The 15,495-nt window shown below is 51.5% G+C and carries 18 protein-coding genes and 1 tRNA gene; 4 read left to right on the top strand and 15 right to left on the bottom strand.

The window, feature by feature from the left end; genetic code table 11:
- Positions 1–12 precede the first annotated feature (12 nt).
- A tRNA-Ser gene (locus IPQ13_13920) sits at positions 13–100 on the top strand.
- Between the two features lie 88 nt (positions 101–188).
- Here IPQ13_13920 and IPQ13_13915 read toward each other — a convergent pair.
- From IPQ13_13915 to IPQ13_13885, 7 genes are all read right to left on the bottom strand, one after another.
- Positions 189–626, bottom strand: a complete 438-nt coding sequence (locus IPQ13_13915) for a helix-turn-helix transcriptional regulator (protein ID MBL0211987.1) — start codon at positions 624–626, stop codon at positions 189–191.
- 115 nt (positions 627–741) lie between these two features.
- Positions 742–999: a TfoX/Sxy family protein gene (locus IPQ13_13910; GenBank protein ID MBL0211986.1), complete on the bottom strand. Its 258-nt coding sequence runs from the start codon at positions 997–999 to the stop codon at positions 742–744.
- A gap of 144 nt (positions 1,000–1,143) precedes the next feature.
- On the bottom strand, positions 1,144–1,494 hold the full coding sequence (locus IPQ13_13905; protein ID MBL0211985.1) for a DUF2200 domain-containing protein: 351 nt from the start codon (positions 1,492–1,494) through the stop codon (positions 1,144–1,146).
- 292 nt (positions 1,495–1,786) lie between these two features.
- The gene (locus tag IPQ13_13900) at positions 1,787–2,173 is read right to left on the bottom strand and encodes a VOC family protein (GenBank protein ID MBL0211984.1); all 387 of its coding nucleotides are present in this window, start codon (positions 2,171–2,173) and stop codon (positions 1,787–1,789) included.
- Between the two features lie 100 nt (positions 2,174–2,273).
- Positions 2,274–2,906 carry a hypothetical protein gene (locus IPQ13_13895; protein ID MBL0211983.1) on the bottom strand — a complete coding sequence of 211 codons (633 nt, stop codon included), beginning with the start codon at positions 2,904–2,906 and terminating at the stop codon, positions 2,274–2,276.
- Between the two features lie 2,406 nt (positions 2,907–5,312).
- Positions 5,313–5,651, bottom strand: coding sequence for an NIPSNAP family protein (locus tag IPQ13_13890; protein MBL0211982.1), 339 nt, complete (start codon positions 5,649–5,651; stop codon positions 5,313–5,315).
- 126 nt (positions 5,652–5,777) lie between these two features.
- The gene (locus IPQ13_13885) at positions 5,778–6,116 is read right to left on the bottom strand and encodes a hypothetical protein (protein ID MBL0211981.1); all 339 of its coding nucleotides are present in this window, start codon (positions 6,114–6,116) and stop codon (positions 5,778–5,780) included.
- 1,468 nt (positions 6,117–7,584) lie between these two features.
- On the opposite strand from IPQ13_13885, the gene IPQ13_13880 reads away from it, so the two are divergent.
- Positions 7,585–7,791, top strand: coding sequence for a hypothetical protein (locus tag IPQ13_13880; GenBank protein ID MBL0211980.1), 207 nt, complete (start codon positions 7,585–7,587; stop codon positions 7,789–7,791).
- Between the two features lie 786 nt (positions 7,792–8,577).
- On the opposite strand, the gene IPQ13_13875 is transcribed toward IPQ13_13880, so the two are convergent.
- The 4 genes from IPQ13_13875 to IPQ13_13860 form a co-directional block, all read right to left on the bottom strand.
- Entirely contained in the window at positions 8,578–8,916 is a 339-nt protein-coding gene (locus IPQ13_13875) for a hypothetical protein (GenBank protein MBL0211979.1), read from the bottom strand.
- A gap of 230 nt (positions 8,917–9,146) precedes the next feature.
- On the bottom strand, positions 9,147–9,653 hold the full coding sequence (locus IPQ13_13870; protein MBL0211978.1) for a hypothetical protein: 507 nt from the start codon (positions 9,651–9,653) through the stop codon (positions 9,147–9,149).
- A gap of 456 nt (positions 9,654–10,109) precedes the next feature.
- Positions 10,110–10,655 (bottom strand): hypothetical protein, encoded by a 546-nt coding sequence (locus IPQ13_13865; GenBank protein MBL0211977.1) that lies wholly within the window; start codon positions 10,653–10,655, stop codon positions 10,110–10,112.
- Between the two features lie 111 nt (positions 10,656–10,766).
- Positions 10,767–10,961, bottom strand: coding sequence for a hypothetical protein (locus tag IPQ13_13860; protein ID MBL0211976.1), 195 nt, complete (start codon positions 10,959–10,961; stop codon positions 10,767–10,769).
- A 265-nt stretch (positions 10,962–11,226) separates the two neighbouring features.
- On the opposite strand from IPQ13_13860, the gene IPQ13_13855 reads away from it, so the two are divergent.
- Complete coding sequence (locus IPQ13_13855; GenBank protein ID MBL0211975.1) at positions 11,227–11,418, top strand: hypothetical protein; 192 nt, start codon at positions 11,227–11,229, stop codon at positions 11,416–11,418.
- 580 nt (positions 11,419–11,998) lie between these two features.
- Positions 11,999–12,208 (top strand): hypothetical protein, encoded by a 210-nt coding sequence (locus IPQ13_13850; GenBank protein ID MBL0211974.1) that lies wholly within the window; start codon positions 11,999–12,001, stop codon positions 12,206–12,208.
- A gap of 132 nt (positions 12,209–12,340) precedes the next feature.
- On the opposite strand, the gene IPQ13_13845 is transcribed toward IPQ13_13850, so the two are convergent.
- The 4 genes from IPQ13_13845 to IPQ13_13830 all read right to left on the bottom strand — a co-directional run bounded on the left by IPQ13_13845 (position 12,341) and on the right by IPQ13_13830 (position 15,294).
- The gene (locus IPQ13_13845; protein ID MBL0211973.1) at positions 12,341–12,583 is read right to left on the bottom strand and encodes a PLDc N-terminal domain-containing protein; all 243 of its coding nucleotides are present in this window, start codon (positions 12,581–12,583) and stop codon (positions 12,341–12,343) included.
- 497 nt (positions 12,584–13,080) lie between these two features.
- Positions 13,081–13,383 carry a hypothetical protein gene (locus IPQ13_13840; protein MBL0211972.1) on the bottom strand — a complete coding sequence of 101 codons (303 nt, stop codon included), beginning with the start codon at positions 13,381–13,383 and terminating at the stop codon, positions 13,081–13,083.
- Between the two features lie 543 nt (positions 13,384–13,926).
- Positions 13,927–14,397, bottom strand: a complete 471-nt coding sequence (locus tag IPQ13_13835) for a YfbM family protein (protein ID MBL0211971.1) — start codon at positions 14,395–14,397, stop codon at positions 13,927–13,929.
- Between the two features lie 201 nt (positions 14,398–14,598).
- Positions 14,599–15,294 carry a hypothetical protein gene (locus IPQ13_13830; protein MBL0211970.1) on the bottom strand — a complete coding sequence of 232 codons (696 nt, stop codon included), beginning with the start codon at positions 15,292–15,294 and terminating at the stop codon, positions 14,599–14,601.
- Positions 15,295–15,495: the final 201 nt, after the last annotated feature.

Below are 15,495 nucleotides of genomic sequence, written 5' to 3'. Positions count from 1 at the left end.
CTGGATGGCCCAGGAGAGATGGCCGAGCGGTTGAAGGCACCTGACTCGAAATCAGACGTAGGGCAACTTACCGGGGGTTCGAATCCCTCTCTCTCCGCCAAACAGCCGCCGAAAGGCGGCTTTTTGGCGGATTAGGCAGCTTCTCGATTCTGGAACGGGAGATCAGGTCGATATGAAGCCTTCCCAGATCATTCGGCCGGTTGGGCCAACTGGGCCAGCGCCTTTCTCTTGCCCAGTTTCCTGAGGGACGCGATGGCGGCGAGCTGCTGCTTCCGCGGCCGGGACTTCCCCGCCTCCCAGTTGTAGACCGTCTGCGCGGATACGCCGATAAGCGTGCCCATGCTCTCGGCTGTGACTCCCAGTTTCTGTCTCTGGGCAGCGAACCTTTTTGCGCTGAAGCGGAAGCGGGTTGTTCCCTCTCCTTCTCCCTCCACGGCCACCTTCTTGGCTCCCTTCTCCTCAAGCCGGCCATGCTGCTTTTCGAGATACGCCACGCGCCGCTTCAACCCCGCTATTTCGGATCTGTAAAGGGCCGAAGCCTTCTTGAGGCCTTCGACTTCCTTGCGGACTTCCTTTCTGGCGAGGCGGACGATTTCATCCTTAAGGACAGAGGCAATATTTGGCATTTGGATTCTCCTCATCAAGCATCTCGACCGGCCTGATCGCGAGCCTGGAACCTACATCATGACAGCAGTCGCGCACGGTTGGGCCCGGGTTGAACGAAAGCTTAGGCCCACGAGATTAAAGGTTTTGAGCTGCATTCTGTAATTCCTCCTTCATGCCTGGGGGAAGGTCATTCCAATGGCAATTAAGGATGGCGCCTTGCAGTGCGTAAATCAGGACAACCGTTACCCCCATCCGTATTATTTTGACTCTTCGATAGGCCTCGACAGCCCCCATGGACTGAAGCTCTTCGATGGAGGTTATCCCTGCTTCATTGAGCCAGATAGTGCTCTTGGGACCAAGGTTCCGAAATTTAGCTGGGGGCTTTGGAGGCACTCGGTTCACCCTTTGGGAAGTGTCGTGAGTTCAGAAACCTAACGAACAAAGTTGGACGTCCCAACCTGCACGGGGCCCCGAGCTGAGGGAGCGATTGGCTAAGAGCGATCCGATGGTTGGGGCTGTCATACGATTAGCCTGGGTCTACTGGCGCAATATCTTGTCGATTGATTTGCCCTTTGCGAGCTCATCAACGAGTTTGTCGAGATATCTGATTTTCTTAGTGATGGGATCTTGAATGTCTTCGACGCGGATGCCGCAAACGACGCCCTTGATCTGAGAACTGTTTGGGTTGATCGCCGGGGCTTGGTCAAAAAAGGTCTGGAAATCAATGTTGACCGCTGTGTGCTGACTGAGCTGCTCACGGCTGTAGCCCGTCAACCAGCAGATGATGGTGTCCACCTCTTCCTTTGTCCGATTCTTTCGTTCGGCCTTTTGCACGTATAGCGGATAGACAGTCGTGAAAAGCAGCTTTGAGATCTCGCGTGTGGACATGGTGACGACTCATGGCTTGATTGTTTTCAGGAACACCTATCGAACAAAGTTAACTGGCCTGACCGTGAGCCGGATGTTTAAAGCCTGGCAGCCGTCGCGCACGGTTGGATCCAGGTTGAACGAGCGGTCAGGCAGCGCGGGGAACGCCTGGAAGGAGATATATCGCAGGAACCCGGGAAACTGAACCGAAGCATGGACCTTGAATCAAAACCTTTGAATGCATGCTCAGTGTTCAGCTTTGAGATTAGCCAATCAAGCAGAGCAGTGGCGCGGCTGTGAGTAACGAAGCTGCTCATTGGCCTTGAGGCGGCTGCCATAGCTCGACCTTGTTTCCCTCTGGATCAATGACCCAGGCAAACTTCCCATACTCGGAATCGTCAATCTTCTCGAGCACATGGCAGCCTTCTTCCTTCAAGGCCTTGACCAGGGCGTGGAGGTCCTCCACACGGTAGTTGACCATGAAGGACGCCGAGCTCGGAGCAAAGTGATCGCTTTCTTGCGGGTCGATCAACCAGGCCGTCGTGCCTGCAACCGGCTTGCCCTCGGCGTCGGTCCAATCGAAGGCAGCTCCGCCCCAGGCCTGGACATCGATTCCCAGGTGCCGCTTATACCAGGCCTGCAGTGATGGAGCGTCTTTGGCCTTGAAGAAGACGCCGCCGATGCCAGTGACTCGTTTCATAAGCCCTCCGATGCGCTGTGGTAGTGAGAGGAATGTTTCTCTAACGGCCTAACGATACCAAGTTCAGCGGCGAGCGAAGCGAGTCCGCTGCAACGCGTTGTTAGGCGGCAGTGGGGTCGGCCTCACCGCTGCAGGCTTGGTAGAGGCCGGCCATTGCCAGGATGGATACCGGAAAGGCAACAAGAAGGCCGACTCCAAGGCACGCGGCGCCGCAAACACTGAGCCCAAACGCCTTGATTGAGATGCTCCAGACAGCCGCCGACCTCTCTCGCGATAGCGACGCCGCAATACGAAACGCCTCCAAGCTTGATACCGGTCGCGCAGCAAGCACATAACCGAGAAGGGAAAGGCGGACGGCGACATACAGCCCTGGAATCACAAGGAGGACGAGACCGGCCGCCACCGCCAGGATGAAGGCGATGAACGCGACGAGGGCAGTAGGACCACGGCGGATTAGGCCGAAGAGGTCCTTTATGACAGGCGTGCCCCCTTGAACTGCATGAAGGGCCATGCGATGAAACCCGACCGCAAGGCCGCTGAAACACACGACGAAAGCGAGGTGAAGCGCCACGTTCACGGCCACTCCAAGGCCATGAAGGGCGACAACGGTCACCTCCAGCGCAACCCACGAGGCGAAGAGAACGAGCTGAGAACACACGAACACGACCCAATGACTCTTGAAGACCCTCCAGGCAAGGCGAAAATGCGAGTTGACTTGGATTGCGATCTCCATGTTGAGGGGGACGCCAGACGCAGGCACGGCTGCCCTGCCGCCTAGCGAACAAAGTTAACCGGCCCAACCGAGGGCCGAATGTTTACAGCATGACAGTTGTCGAGCACGGTTGGGTCCGGGTTGAACGAGAGGTTAGGCGCGATGAACGTGGCCGCCCTTGCACCAGGAATAGCTTTCGGGCCACTCTTCCGAATCGTGATAGGTGGATAAATATTCGCGGCCAAATGCCTGGACTTTGGAAGCGCAATCAAGAGTACAACCCACAAAATATGGTGTCGGATCTGACCAAGAGGAGTTCGTTTTCTGACCGAGGTACCTTTCAGTATTGAATTTGACAGTGAGATCAGCTGTTTTGATTTCGGATATTTCAATTCCATGGACTCTTAGATCATGTTCCATCCATTGCTTTAAGGTGCTTGCGATATTGAGTTTTTAAATCGGGATACCGTTGTGTAGACAATCGCCCGTCAGCATGTCCAGAAACAGTGTCCCCGAATCCATTTGGGCGATTCGTTGGTAATCAAACATCAACTCATCGCCACAGAACATCTGTCCGAGATTTTGCGCGTGATGTTTGAGGCGTTTGATCTGCATTGGCAGCGGCCTAACGAACAAAGTTAACCGGCCCAACCGAGAGCCGAAGGTTTAAATCATGATTGCAGCATCGCACTGTTGGGTCCGGGTTGAACGAGAGGTTAGGCCGTGTGAGCCCACTGACTGCCTTACCTAGAATCGGTAGACAAGGGAGGCAGAAGACCAGGGGATGCCAGCATGAAGTTCGAAGCCTACATGTTTTCCGAATTGGTAACCCGAAACGATGGCAACTCGAGCGCTAGTACCAGTGGATTCAGTAGGGATGGGCGCATTGCTATCCTGTTTGACTTGATTTAATGAAACGCTAGGACCAAAAAACCAACCACCTGCCGTTTCGGAGGAGAACCAATGGAGGTAGGCAAAAGACAGGCTCTGAAAATCCTTGTCTCGCCGAACAGAGCCCTTGAATGGGTCATAGGGCGGTAGAGATGAAACGGCAATGGATTTTTCATATCGGAGGCGCAGCGTATTGGCCGGATTCAAAATTAGGCTGGCTCCAGCACCCAGGGATGTGGCTCGGCCTTCGCCATATATGGATGGAGAACCACCCTCAATGACTCGTTTGACTTGAGAGAGACTTAATTCTCCTTTGTACGGTGTCTGAGCCCAGGCACAGGCGCTAACGACTAGAAATAGTATTTTTCGAGTGAACATGAATTGACCTTTCCAATGAGTAATGATCGTAACGCGACCTAACGAACAAAGTTAACCGGCCCGACCGTGAGCCAAAGGTTTAAATCATGATGGCAGCAACCCACGGTTGGGTCCGGGTTGAACGAGAGGTTAGGCGTTGGCACCAGGTTTTGCCTTGATGAAACGCCGAGAGACAAGAGCGACGACCACGGAGGCAAACATGCCAACAATGGACCATGGCACGACGCAAATCAGTGCCCAGGCTGAGTATTCAACAGGTGAACTGTCACCAAATATGACCGGTGACCAATAAAGTAAATTGGCCAGCATAAATGGAATTACCAACAAGGCACCCCATCGGAGCAGAGGTTGTCTCAGCCAAGAAGTGGCAATGGCTATGACGGCCGAGAGGACGCCGACCACTACTGCTCCTGAAGTCAGTGAGAGGGCCTTGATGGAGTCGAGCAAGTGCACGGGGAGCGCCTAACGAACAAAGTTAACCGGCCCGACCGTGAGCCGAAGGTTTAAAGCATGATGGCAGCAACCCACGGTTGGGTCCGGGTTGAACGAGAGGTTAGGTGCCCGTGCCGGGTGTGGGCAAGAAGAAGCGATCAAGGAATTACCTTTGACTATTTCAAATTGGATCGACATGGAACTGCTTTGGGTCGATTAATGAAAGATCAAGGGATCTGTCTGGGAAATGAGTGGCAGACCAGTTCCACTTAAGGCCTGTGCGATTTCTCGCATGTCCTCGTATAGATTCACCCTCCAATACAGCTTCCCAAATAGTGAATCCGTTGTTCATTCGAATCCTGACTTGGTTGTCAACAAATTCCCACGTTGCGTTCTTCCATATCCCACCTCTCTTTACTGCAGACTCAGGACTGATCCAATACAGTGTGCCGTTTGAATTGAATTGAAATTGGTAATCTCGTCCACCAGAGTCCTTAACCATCCAAATACCCAGGGTCAGATTCGACTTTTTTAGCGTTGCTGTCGGATCAGCGCAGCCAACGAGGATAAGAAGGCTAGCTATTGCTAAATGGTCGTTTTGAGATTTATACATAAGGCACCTAACGAACAAAGTTAACCGGCCCGACCGTGGACCGAAGGATTAAAGCATGATGGCAGCAATCCACGGTTGGGTCCGGGTTGAACGAGAGGTTAGGCAGGCTAGGGTTAGGGTTGGGAATATCGGATCGCATCAATAGCCTCTGAAGTGAGCCACATGACTGAATTGTAATCCGATTCGATCAGCTCAATGATCGCCTCACGGGGACCTTTCTTCCATGCATCCGTTGAATAGAACTCGGCCTGCGATGAATTGAGGTGATCAAGATCGTTGTAGGCCCGGATTAGAAAGTAGGCATCTGGATTATGAAGAGACTGGCCGAAGGCAACGACTTCCATCCCCCATTCTTTTAGCAATGGGATGCTTTGGTTGGATACCAGGCTGTGAAATCTTGGCCCGCTCCCTGGTTTGAGAAGGTACGACCGAATTTCAACAATACGTCTCATAGCACGCCTAACGAACAAAGTTAACCGGCCCAACCGTGAGCCGAATGTCTAAAGCATGACAGCAGCAACTCACGGTTGGGTCCGGGTTGAACGAGAGGTTAGACCGCATGGGTTCACGCACAGGAATCATTTGTTTCTTATCGCTAAGAACTCGGAATCATCACTCATGTGGATGAAAAGATGACCAATCATCTCGCCGCTCTCAAGGGCGGCCCATCCACGACCGAAACCAGGATCGGAGTCGTTTTCACCCTGCCATGAAAACTCCATTCGCTTCTTTCCGTTATAGGTTTCGAGCCGGCAATCTAAAAAACCATGAACCGTACCGAATTGAAACTCTCCAGAGCCATCCGCATCAAACTCGATGAAACCTGGAACGACGAGGTCCACATAATCCTGGTCCCATTCTTCCATCTCAGTGATGCGCCACCGACCCAGAAAAGCGTTTGGTTTCTTTGCAGTCATAAACACCCAGAATTGCGATGCGGCCTAACGAACAAAGTTAACCGGCCCAACCGAGAGCCGGATGTTTAAAGCTTGGTGGAAGTCGCGCACGGTTGGGTCCGGGTTGAACGAGAGGTTAGGCCGATGAGCTGACTTGGGAGTTGAAGTGTTAACAGATTAGAGAGTGTGATTGCCCAAGAAACTATATTCATTTCAGGTGACCAAAGTGAGTCGTGGAATACCAATCCAAAGAGAAGATGAATAAGCGCGGAAAAGATGAGCATGATGATGCGCAGAGGTAATTTACGGATTTCCCCGGCTGCAGATAGTGAGTAAAGGCCAAACATGGCAAACAGCAGCGGGATGAAAGCATTAATTGGCCATGTTGACAATTCCACCTTCAGCGGAGAACTAACCACCAGGTCGTATATAAAAAACAAACAAAAAGCTAGATCAAGCCAGCCTGAGACTCCGGCTGAAAAAAGGATAACTCGATGCGATCGTTTCACGAGAGGCCTAACGAACAAAGTTAACCGACCCAACCGTGAGCCGGACGATGAGTGGAGATGAGATATCCGAATGCCCATAGGAGCTTGCAGCAACCCACGGTTGGGTCCGGTTGAACGAGAGGTTAGGCAGAGATGGGGGCATTTGTTTTTGAACCATTGAACGAGAATACCGTTCGAGCTTGACGAAACGATGTCAGAAACCCTGCCCCGTGCCTAGGAGCCGACGCGATGGGCGATGAACGGAAGAATGATCCCCTGCTTCCGAGCGGAACGGACCAATCGGGGCCTAGCGGAACCGCGGAAGTCGGAACCGTGTACTGTGGCGGGCCCAATGACCAGGTATGGCCAGGAGAACAATGCTCCGCTTTGCGACGACCGAATGACCGTAGTTGAGCCATCGAACCCGGGGATCGGAACATGTACCAAACTTGACAAAGACCCAGATGGCTGGCGCCTAACGAACAAAGTTAACCGGCCCGACCGTGAGCCGAAGGTTTAAAGCATGATGGCAGCAACCCACGGTTGGGTCCGGGTTGAACGAGAGGTTAGGCCGTGAACTGGGCTTGCGTTGATTCATGTACCGACCTGCGGCAATTTTTGCGCGACCGAGGGAGAACAAGTGATGGCGGGAGGATGGATTGCTGACTCTGCAACCATGATACGACCGAAGTACCAACTGACGACCGATGCCAGTGAGACGCAGCAAGACATTTGGCCCCGACGCGAAACCTAAACTGATCAGCGAAGGAGACGCCCTCAGGAACCGAGTCGAACCAACCCAACGCCAGTTTAGAAAGAGCAGATTGCGTACAGCCTAACGAACAAAGTTAACCGGCCCGACCGTGAGCCGAAGGTTTAAAGCATGATGGCAGCAACCCACGGTTGGGTCCGAGTTGAACGAGAGGTTAGGCTGAGTACTGGACTGGTTTTGCGACATGTACCGACTCGCTGAAATTTTTGACGCGACTGCGGGAGCACGAATGATGGCCGATTTGAAAGAAGGTCGTGCCCACATGATACGGCCAAAATACCAACTGCCGACCGATGCCAGTGAGACGCCGCAAGATGTTGGCCCCGACGTGGCTGCTGAATGTGAAAGATCAAAGGGGATTGGTTGTGAATATTTGACGTTACCGCTGAATTGTTTGAGCGAAGGCGGGAGAACGAATGATGGCCGGTGTGAATGAAGCCCCTGCCCCGTGTCCCCGCCAAAATACCAACTGCCGAATGATGCCAGCGCGACGCCGCAAAACATTGGCCCTGACGTGACCGCCGAAATTAGAAAGATCAAAGGAGCAGCTTTTCAATATTGGTCGATACCAACCGCCCGAACTGCCTTGCCAGAGAACCGCCCGCGTGCAGCCTAACGAACAAAGTTAACCGGCCCGACCGTGAGCCGACTGTTTAAAGCATGAAGGCAGCAACCCACGGTTGGGTCCGGGTTGAACGAGAGGTTAGGCAGGCAGATGGATTTCATTTTTTGGGGTTTTTCCACATTTCGGTAGCAGTGCGTTCAGCGGTGAGTGCAGACACAAGACAGACAGTGAGGATTAGTTGAATTCGATTGTTTATGGACCACTTGGGCCAAAATATGGCCAAAAGAATTGCCACGAATGATGTGCCAATGTTCCATGCGATGGCTTTGGATGGTGAGCCTAATCTCCATAAGCCTAAACCGGGGATCAAATTCAAGATTCCAGCTCTCATTGGGGGAAAATCTGGTTTCCCAAAATGCTTCAGTTCACGTTGTGACCTGGAAGAGTCGAGAGCGAAAGCGACAAAGACAGCTATCACAGCCGCAAGGAGTGCGAGGAGAACGAAACCATCTCTGCCAATGCTGATCATGGACGATGCCTAACGAACAAAGTTAACCGGCCCGACCGTGAGCCGAAGGTTTAAAGCATGATGGCAGCAACCCACGGTTGGGTCCGGGTTGAACGAGAGGTTAGACCGCATGGGTTCACGCACAGGAATCATTTGTTTCTTATCGCCAAGAACTCGGAATCATCACTCATGTGGATGAAAAGATGACCAATCATCTCGCCGCTCTCAAGGGCGGCCCATCCACGACCGAAACCAGGATCGGAGTCGTTTTCACCCTGCCATGAAAACTCCATTCGCTTCTTTCCGTTATAGGTTTCGAGCCGGCAATCTAAAAAACCATGAACCGTACCGAATTGAAACTCTCCAGAGCCATCCGCATCAAACTCGATGAAACCTGGAACGACGAGGTCCACATAATCCTGGTCCCATTCTTCCATCTCAGTGATGCGCCACCGACCCAGAAAAGCGTTTGGTTTCTTTGCAGTCATAAACACCCAGAATTGCGATGCGGCCTAACGAACAAAGTTAACCGACCCAACCGTGAGCCGGATGTTGAGTGGAGACGAGATATCCGAATGCCCGGAGGAGCTTGCAGCAATCCACGGTTGGGTCCGGTTGAACGAGAGGTTAGGCAGAGATGGGGGCATTTGTTTTTGAACCATTGAACGAGCATACCGTTCGAGCTTGACGAAACGATGTCAGAAACCCTGCCCCGTGCCTAGGCGCGATCTACAGGGTAGAGACAGTCGATAACTTGCAGGCGAAATGACTCAATGTGCGCATCAGCGTTCTCTAGTTTTTTGAGATCGTTGTCGAACGCATTTGGTTGAAGTTCTTCCTCAGTCTCCTCACTGATGCCAGCTTTCCTGGAAAGCTTCGAGTTCTGGCGCAGCAATCCTTCGCGCCCTTCGATATCGATCCACCGAAAGTAGTGAGAATGTACTAATTCATTTCTACGCTCTCCGAGCTTTCCAAGATCTACCATTAAATTATGGAATTCATCTTTCACTGACTTCTCTGCATCTTTATGAATATTGATATATCTTGCAAATAGAACATCAATAGTCTTTATAAGTTGATTGTATTCCATGTAATTAATCAATATCTGCGTTGCTTCCTCATCATCACCAGCAATGAGGGCGATCAGGTTTTTCAACCGGTTCTCAACGTGCTGAAACGAAAAAATGAAAAGGCCGAGTTGGTGGAGTGCTGTGGGGGAGTTCATGAAGGACGCCTAACGAACAAAGTTAACCGGCCCGACCGTGAGCCGAATGTTTAAAGCATGATGGCAGCAACCCACGGTTGGGCCCGGGTTGAACGAGAGGTTAGGCCGCGGGCTGTTGTTGCTTGAAGTATAGGTCATATAAACCCAAGCACCCGACTAGCAGCAACATTAGCCCTACATAAGATTTGCTGAACACGACAGACAGCAGCCAGCCCACCAAGAGAGCGGCCATACAGAATGTGTATTCATAGATTTTCACCACCTTGTAAAGCCCAGGGTCTCTCCTTGCTCGATGCGTAAGAACCGAACCCAGTATCATCAGGGTCATCATTACGATGAAAGTGAGGAGTTCGAACATTGGCGACCTAACGAACAAAGTTAACCGGCCCGACCGTGAGCCGAAGGTTTAAAACATGATGGCAGCAACCCACGGTTGGGTCCGGGTTGAACGAGAGGTTAGGCATGGAAGCCAAAGGCGATTTTAAAAATTGCAACCATGATGAGCAGAGCTTGCGCTAGGGCGAGGAAGCCTTGTATTTGGAGCAGTCGAGTAAAACTACGCGTGCTCGAAATCAGATCACCGTTCGTTACCTTTGAAATGCTGTTAGTCACAAGCCAGCGCATTGGAGGAAGGACTGATTTCGACACCTCAGCGTTGATGATCTCGAAGTCTAAGGTGATTGACTTCGCCTTTGCTTTTTCGCCCAAGTCAAATCCAACTGCAAAGCCCTGAGAATTTGATGTAATTCCAACAAATAAGTATTTTTCTATTACCCCAATGGCAAGTGAGCAAAGAAAAAGGATTAGAAATTGGTGGATTGCTTCTACGCCTAAGTGTTTGGCGATTGATTCGTATTGACTTACAAGCACCACTGAAGCCGCTCCAAACCCTGCAACAAGCCAGCCAGAGAAAGCGTCCAGAATGGAGGATGTTTTCCCGTTTATATCTGAGAGTAAAGTGCTCACAAATATTTGTTCATTCTTGTTTGGGATGTCTTGCATCTATGCCTCGGGGGAGAAGCCTAACGAACAAAGTTAACCGGCCCGACCGTGAGCCGACTGTTTAAAGCATGGTGACAGCAACCCACGGTTGGGTCCGGGTTGAACGAGAGGTTAGGCCGGAACAATAAATAGGGAGATTGAGAAAAGTATGGCCAGAGCCACGGGCAGCCCGAGAATGATGAGTTCGACTTGCCGATGTTTTGACCGAGGAATCGGCAAACGACGGAATGCCAGAACTCCAAGAAGAAATGACATCAGAGAAAACACGCCAAGGAAGGTGGTGCCGAAAACGATGGCGGCCAGCATTGGCATTCCGCAAACCAGCCCTCCGTTTGTTGATGCTGTTTGCACCGAAAAGTGATTTGTCCGAATTACCAAGAATGTGGGTACGGCAATCGAAATCAGCCCGAGGACCAGTGAAGAGGATCGAAGCGAAATAGACATGGAGGCCTAACGAACAAAGTTAACCGGCCCGACCGTGAGCCGACTGTTTAAAGCATGGTGGCAGCAACCCACGGTTGGGTCCGAGTTGAACGAGAGGTTAGGCCAAGCACAGGACTGGTTTTGCGACATGTACCGACTCGCTGAAATTTTTGCTGCGACGGCGGGAGAACGAAGGATGGCCGATTTGAAGGAAGATCGTGCCCACATGATACGACCAAATTACCAACTGCCGACCGATGCCAGTGAGACGCCACGAAACATTGGCCCCGATGTGGCCGCCGAATCAGAAAGATCAAAGGAGCAGTTTTTGAACTTTTGACGCTACCAACAGCCCGAAACGCTTTGCCAGAGAACCACCCGCGTGCAGCCTAACGAACAAAGTTAACCGGCCCGACCGTGAGCCTGGTGTTGAGTGGAGACGCGATATCCGAATGCCCGGAGGAGCTTGCAGCAACCCACGGTTGGGTCCGGGTTGAACGAGAGGTTAGGCCGAGAACTGGGCTTGTTTGATTCATGTACCGACTCGCTGAATTTTTTGCGCGACCGTTGGAGAACGAGTGATGGCGCGAGGTTTGAATGCTGACCCTGCAACCATGATACGGCCAAAGTACCAACTGACGACCGATGCCAGTGAGACGCCGCAAAACATTTGGCCCTAACGCGAAACCTAAACTGACCGACGAGAGAAGCACCCCGCAGAAATCGAATCGCAACCAATCCCACACGAATTTTGAAAGAGCTGAATGCATGCAGCCTAACGAACAAAGTTAACCGACCCGACCGTGAGCCGGGTGTTGAGTGGAGACGAGATATCCGAATGCCCGAAGGAGCTAGCAGCAACCCACGGTTGGGTCCGGTTGAACGAGAGGTTAGGCTGAGTACTGGACTGGTTTTGCGACATGTACCGACTCGCTGAAATTTTTGACGCGACTGCGGGAGAACGAATGATGGCCGACTTAAATGAAGATCGTGCCCACATGATACGACCAAAATACCAACTGACGACCGATGCCAGTGAGACGCCGGACGATGTTGGCCCTGACGTGACCGCCGAAATTGGAAAGATCAAAGGAGCAGCTTTTGAAATTTGGACGTTACCAACCGCATGAATCGTATTGCCAGAGATCCGCCCGCTTGCAGCCTAACGAACAAAGTTAACCGGCCCAACCGAGAGCCGAATGTTTAAAGCATGACAGTTGTCGCGCACGGTTGGGTCCGGGTTGAACGAGAGGTTAGGCAGGCTACACAACCCATTTATCCTTGGCGCGTGACGCATCTTGGCGTGTGCGGCCACCAACGAGATATAGCAATGCTCCGAGCGGCCCAAGAAACAGGAGTATCAAAGTCCAAGCAACTTTGTCCCCGTCGGTTTTGAATTCGGCATTTGCGCACTGGACAATGAGAGCAAGCCAGCCAAAAAGAACTGGAATCCCGACGATGACCGAGGTTGCGATGAGCAGCGTTGAACCGTTGGATGAATTCATTATTTCCTCAGTTATCCGGGTGCAGCCTAACGAACAAAGTTAACCGGCCCGACCGTGAGCCGAAGGTTTAAAGCATGATGGCAGCAACCCACGGTTGGGTCCGGGTTGAACGAGAGGTTAGGCCGATCGCCATTTTTTGAAGAGGGCATAGGCACCCCAGATAAGGTTGACGGCAAAGGTGAAGATCGTATTGAGAAATATGAAGCCAGCAATCGGGATTCCAATCGAATCGCCATCAGTGGAAACGCGAGCACCGGACGCGTATTCGGATTGGACTTGATGGTGGACCAAGAATCCAAAGAGGATTGGGACTCCGAAGAGCCAGAGCGTGTTACCTGCTAGCCAGAGGAGCCAAAATCGCCAACGCATCGAGGAGGCCTAACGAACAAAGTTAACCGGCCCGACCGTGAGCCGACTGTTTAAATCATGACAGCAGCAACCCACGGTTGGGTCCGGGTTGAACGAGAGGTTAGGCCGACGGGATGAGTGATCATTGATTATTTCGCGCTGATGGACTTTGGTGGAAAGATCGAAGTCCAATTAACCGAGAAAAATGTAATTGCAGAAACGACGGGATGGATAAGGAATAGCCAAACCGGCCATTTGACCAGATTGAACTTGACGGCTGCCATCAGGGCAACCACAAGCCAAAGGATGTAGCCAAGGACAACAATGAGGAACAGGGTATCGGCCAAACTGTCGCCTTTATTCCCATGGACCAACATAACCAAGCTTGCGATCCCCGAGAGAATGGTCATCACCCCGGAAATGCTCAAGACAAATTTCCAGGTTGCAGGCATAAAGAACTCCAGGTTGAGGCGACCTAACGAACAAAGTTAACCGGCCCGACTGTGAGCCGACTGTTTAAAGCATGACAGCAGCAGCCCACGGTTGGGTCCGGGTTGAACGAGAGGTTAGGCCGCGTGGGAAAGATAGAAAAATAGACCGCCCCCAATCATGGCCAAGAAGCAGAAAACAACGACCAACCCGAGTATGAGTCGTTGCCAACCTTTAAGTGAATCCCATGCACTCGCAGTTTTAGAAAACGGGGCACCAGTGCACATTTCAACTATGGCAAGCATGGCGAAGGCACCAGGGAATGCAAAAATCAAGGTACCGACAGGTCTCTCACCGCCATTGGAGGTGTTACTAGCGGCCCACCAAAGGAGCAAAGCAAAAGCCAATGCTCCAATGAGGAACTTACCAATTGCGCGGATGCGGATAGATTTGGGGATCATTGAGCGGCCTAACGAACAAAGTTAACCGGCCCGACCGTGAGCCGACTGTTTAAAGCATGATGGCAGCAACCCACGGTTGGGTCCGGGTTGAACGAGAGGTTAGGTTCATGTGACCGCAAAAAGCACCGCTTTTCCGGATTTAGCAGCCTTTGAATAGAAGGCGACTAGTTCTTTATAGTATTCCAGTAAATACGCGAGAGCCTGGTCGCCCTCCTCTTTCCAGATGTCGGGGTAGACCTGTTCCTTATCCATTTTTATCGGGTTAAATCTCTTTGACAGCTCACTCAGAGGAATGGATTTAAGTAATTTAGCAATTTGTTTAACCGTTTCTGGAGAATGATACGCAGCCGAACCATATCCAATATCCTTACCGATCTTTTCGCCCCCCAAAATAACCGAACTGGAAAGCCCTGTTGTCTCTCGTGAACTCCCAGTGAGGAGGAAATGGATACCGTGCCACGCTTTATCCAGATCAAGAACCTTTGGCCCGGCGGATTCAAATAGTGTTTTTTCGAGAAAGACCTGATCACTTTTAAGTCGTGCGTATTGTTTGGAATCAACGGCAACCAATGTCATATGCATTCCGGCAAACGCGGAAATATGTATGCATGCCATCAGCAATGCAACGAGAAATAGTCTGATTCGATGTGACATGGAGAACCTAACGAACAAAGTTAACCGGCCCGACCGTGAGCCGACTGTTTAAAGCATGACAGCAGTAACCCACGGTTGGGTCCGGGTTGAACGAGAGGTTAGGCACCGCCAGCGTGACACACCTCAAGGCGACACCAGTTTGCGTTGGCTTTTGGATAAAAATTCAAGAGTGTTCGCGTATTTTCGTTTGATTGTAGGGATAGATGCGCCGGCATGCATTCGCTGCAACGCTCCTAAGCATAGCCCTTGACCGGATTCCATTATGAATGCGGGAAGTGTGTGGCTTTCCTTCTCGGCGCTCGAATGACAAGGTTTTGTAGGGATTGGCCAGGTTGCGTAATTTAGCCGTTCATTGGCGGGCAACCCGACCACTGTGAGCTGGGATACAGCTGAGGGACATAGAACGAACCCAATCCAATCTTGGCTTTCACCAATACGGTATGCCTCAAGGAGGGCCTGGCCGAAAAACAGATCGTGTTCTGGATCCGAGTACATTTGTCCAAATGACATAGCCCCACGAATGGGTATTTCCCTGTTGATTAGCGAAATAATGAAGTAACGGACAAACGAATCGAGTGCACGATACGAAAGATTCGTTGCATCCGCAGTGTATAAAACAAACGAGTCGGAAAAGGACTTCTTGAAAACGAGGTGCTCATCGAATCCATCTCGTTTGAAGTGTTTTAGCGACTCTGCGTAGATGCAGAAAACATCTTCCCACTGTTCTGATTCAATTAATCTACCTGCGCCTAGGAGATCCAAATAGGCAAGCCAACATTGGTTGTTCTTTGTTGGGTCTATTCGAATTTCTTCGAGCATTCGTGTCCTTCCAGCGGCGCCTAACGAACAAAGTTAACCGGCCCGACCGTGAGCCGAAGGTTTAAAGCATGATGGCAGCAACCCACGGTTGGGTCCGGGTTGAACGAGAGGTTAGGCACTCGGGAGAAAAGCTATATTTAGCAAAAGGATGAACAGTGCTGCCATGGACAAGTAGCCGAGCACCGTTGAGATTCGAAGGCG

Source organism: Holophagaceae bacterium (assembly GCA_016720465.1).
Lineage (GTDB): Bacteria > Acidobacteriota > Holophagae > Holophagales > Holophagaceae > JANXPB01.
The sequence above is the reverse complement of the archived record's forward strand: the minus strand, read 5'-3'. Positions and strand labels throughout refer to the sequence as shown.

Coding starts and splice junctions, on each gene's coding strand:
- IPQ13_13850 (MBL0211974.1), top strand. CDS start 11,999: ATGTACCGACTCGCTGAAATTTTTGACGCGACTGCGGGAGAACGAATG.
- IPQ13_13880 (MBL0211980.1), top strand. CDS start 7,585: ATGATGGCCGATTTGAAAGAAGGTCGTGCCCACATGATACGGCCAAAA.
- IPQ13_13900 (MBL0211984.1), bottom strand. CDS start 2,173: ATGAAACGAGTCACTGGCATCGGCGGCGTCTTCTTCAAGGCCAAAGAC.
- IPQ13_13845 (MBL0211973.1), bottom strand. CDS start 12,583: ATGAATTCATCCAACGGTTCAACGCTGCTCATCGCAACCTCGGTCATC.
- IPQ13_13885 (MBL0211981.1), bottom strand. CDS start 6,116: ATGACTGCAAAGAAACCAAACGCTTTTCTGGGTCGGTGGCGCATCACT.
- IPQ13_13890 (MBL0211982.1), bottom strand. CDS start 5,651: ATGAGACGTATTGTTGAAATTCGGTCGTACCTTCTCAAACCAGGGAGC.
- IPQ13_13875 (MBL0211979.1), bottom strand. CDS start 8,916: ATGACTGCAAAGAAACCAAACGCTTTTCTGGGTCGGTGGCGCATCACT.
- IPQ13_13860 (MBL0211976.1), bottom strand. CDS start 10,961: ATGCTGGCCGCCATCGTTTTCGGCACCACCTTCCTTGGCGTGTTTTCT.
- IPQ13_13835 (MBL0211971.1), bottom strand. CDS start 14,397: ATGACATTGGTTGCCGTTGATTCCAAACAATACGCACGACTTAAAAGT.
- IPQ13_13865 (MBL0211977.1), bottom strand. CDS start 10,655: ATGCAAGACATCCCAAACAAGAATGAACAAATATTTGTGAGCACTTTA.
- IPQ13_13840 (MBL0211972.1), bottom strand. CDS start 13,383: ATGCCTGCAACCTGGAAATTTGTCTTGAGCATTTCCGGGGTGATGACC.
- IPQ13_13905 (MBL0211985.1), bottom strand. CDS start 1,494: ATGTCCACACGCGAGATCTCAAAGCTGCTTTTCACGACTGTCTATCCG.
- IPQ13_13855 (MBL0211975.1), top strand. CDS start 11,227: ATGTACCGACTCGCTGAAATTTTTGCTGCGACGGCGGGAGAACGAAGG.
- IPQ13_13870 (MBL0211978.1), bottom strand. CDS start 9,653: ATGAACTCCCCCACAGCACTCCACCAACTCGGCCTTTTCATTTTTTCG.
- IPQ13_13895 (MBL0211983.1), bottom strand. CDS start 2,906: ATGGAGATCGCAATCCAAGTCAACTCGCATTTTCGCCTTGCCTGGAGG.
- IPQ13_13830 (MBL0211970.1), bottom strand. CDS start 15,294: ATGCTCGAAGAAATTCGAATAGACCCAACAAAGAACAACCAATGTTGG.
- IPQ13_13915 (MBL0211987.1), bottom strand. CDS start 626: ATGCCAAATATTGCCTCTGTCCTTAAGGATGAAATCGTCCGCCTCGCC.